1 protein-coding gene and 2 pseudogenes are annotated in these 2,320 nt (G+C 60.6%); all 3 read right to left on the bottom strand.

Going from position 1 to position 2,320, the window contains the following annotated elements:
* Positions 1-108: pseudogene (locus BMY22_RS23155) on the bottom strand (transposase); the annotation flags it as partial.
* A 59-nt stretch (positions 109-167) separates the two neighbouring features.
* Positions 168-1,436 (bottom strand): group II intron reverse transcriptase/maturase, encoded by a 1,269-nt coding sequence (gene ltrA, locus BMY22_RS23160; RefSeq protein WP_090625671.1) that lies wholly within the window; start codon positions 1,434-1,436, stop codon positions 168-170.
* Positions 1,437-1,957: 521 nt separating this feature from the next.
* Positions 1,958-2,320 (bottom strand): annotated as a pseudogene (locus BMY22_RS23170) (IS5 family transposase); the annotation flags it as partial.

Raw genomic sequence — 2,320 nt, forward strand, 5'->3', positions numbered from 1 at the left:
CTTGTCGACCTGGGTGACATCCGCCACGTTGGCCGCCGTGCCCACCACGTGATGCACCAGGCCCGACTCGGCATCGACGCCGATATGCGCCTTCATGCCGAAGTGGTGAGTCGACCGCAGGAACTGCCCCCACAGCCGCTCGCAGAACCGTACGTGACACTCTCGCGTCATACGGCTCCCGTTATCCAACCTTGCTGCCCAGCCACTCGCCAGTGATGGAACAGCCGGGATGCCACCGTCCGCATCTTGTCCAGCCATTGGCTAATGCGCCGCTTGCGCCTGTGAAGGGCCTTGTACTTTCGTCGGGCCCAGCGTTCAAGTGCGCGATCAATGTGCTGGAAGATGCCAAGCATGGACGTCCGATAGAACGAGCCATAGTAGTGCCACCACCCCTGTATCACCGGATTGTAGAGCCGAGCCACGTCGGCCAGCGTCACGTGGGTTTGGCGATTGAGTCGCCACCTGCGCACCGCTTGCCGCATCCGCTTCAAGGCATCCGCGCTCGCTCCCGGAAGGAAGCTCGTGAAAAGCCTGCCCTGTTTGCTGAGTGCCTTCCTCGGCCTAAAGGTGAAACCAAGGAAGGTAAAGCTCACATGCGGATGGTCTGCGCCACGGTTACTGTCCTTGCAGTACACGACCTTCGATTTCCCTGGGTGCATCATCAACCCACAGGCAGCCAGCCGTGAGGCAATGGACCGCATCACGAACTCCGCTTGTTTCCGACTGCGGCAATGCACCACCGCATCATCGGCGTAGCGGGCAAACGGGCAGTTAGGGCTGGTGCGTTGCATCCAGGTGTCGAAAACGTAATGCATGAACAGGTTCATCAAGATCTGACTGATCACCCCTCCTTGCGGGGTGCCACGCTCGCGTGGAACGCGCGCGCCATCCGCCGTTTCGAACGGCGCAACCAGCCACCGCTCGATGTACAGAAGAATCCAGTCCTCCTTGATGCGCGCGCGCACCGCCTTCATCAGCAGCCCATGATCGATGTGATCGAAAGCTGCCTTGATATCAAACTCCACCACCCAGTCGTATCGCCAGCAGCGTTCACGCGTGATCGCCACCGCATGCTTCGCTGATCGCCCTGGCCGGTACCCATAGGAGTCCGGATGGAAGATCGAGTCCAGCTCCGGCTCGATGAGAAGCTTGACCACGGTTTGCGCGACACGGTCACCGACCGTGGGCACTCCCAGCTTGCGCGTGCCTCCCGATGCCTTGGGAATCTCTACCTGCTTGACCGGTGGCGGGAAGTACGACCCCGACGACATCCGATTCCACAGCTTGTAGAGATTCTTCGACAGGTCCCGCTCGAAATCGGCGATGGTTTCATCGTCGATGCCGGCAGCACCGCGGTTGGCCCTGACCTGCTGGTAGGCTTCCCATACCGTGCGCTTCGCTATGTCATAAGGTTTCGCCGAGCTCACGCCGTTCATCCCCGACGGTTGGCGGCGCTCGTCGGCAGGATAACGCCGCCCCTTCGCTCCACCTCCATTACAGAGGCTTCATCGCTACTACGGGAGGCTCCGCCCCTCGTTCCAGCATCGGTATTCTTCCTCATGGTGTTGGCCATTTGTCATTTTCCTTCGCATCTGGAACAAGGTTCTCACGTTCCGTACCCAAGCCTGTATGGAGATCATGCCGCCTATACACCGGCTGCCGTCGGGTCTGTAAGCAGGTAACGTCCCGACTCGTCCTGAAGCCAATACTCAACCTCAGTTTCGACAGCACCTTTGGGCATAACGATGCGTCATCGGACGGTTTGCTTTCGCTCATCTTCTCCATACTCACCTGCCATCCTCGGGGAATGACTTTTCCTCGGTCGCTCACCACCACACCTTTTGGATGCAGCAGCACCGGGTGGTTTGAAGCCCGCTCCTGCAAGCCGACTTCGGAAGGCCTACTTCCATCTTCGGTACAGCATCACAGGTCATTTGACCTGTGTTCGTGACACACAGTACTGGTTGCCCTTCTTCGTCGAGTGCATTTCCGGGTCGCGCTTGCCGTCCTGGTTCTTCGTCGAGCTCGGCGCATGGATCAGGGTGGCGTCGACGATGGTGCCCTGGCGCAGCGACAGCCCGCGCTCGCCCAGGTAGCCGTTGATCACCTCCAGCATTCCGCCGGCCAGTGCGTGCTTCTCCAGCAAGCGGCGGAAGTTGAGGATGGTCGTCTCGTCCGGGAGGCGCTCCAGACCCAGGCCGGCGAACTGGCGCAGCAGGGGCATCTCGTACAGCGCTTCCTCCATCGCCGGATCGCTGTAGCCGAACCAGTTCTGCATCAGGTGCACGCGCAGCATGGCGGCCAGCGGGTAGGCGGGCCG

The sequence above is a fragment of the Azotobacter beijerinckii genome (genome assembly GCF_900110885.1).
GTDB classification, from domain to species: Bacteria; Pseudomonadota; Gammaproteobacteria; order Pseudomonadales; family Pseudomonadaceae; genus Azotobacter; species Azotobacter beijerinckii.

Coding starts and splice junctions, on each gene's coding strand:
- ltrA (WP_090625671.1), bottom strand. CDS start 1,436: ATGAACGGCGTGAGCTCGGCGAAACCTTATGACATAGCGAAGCGCACG.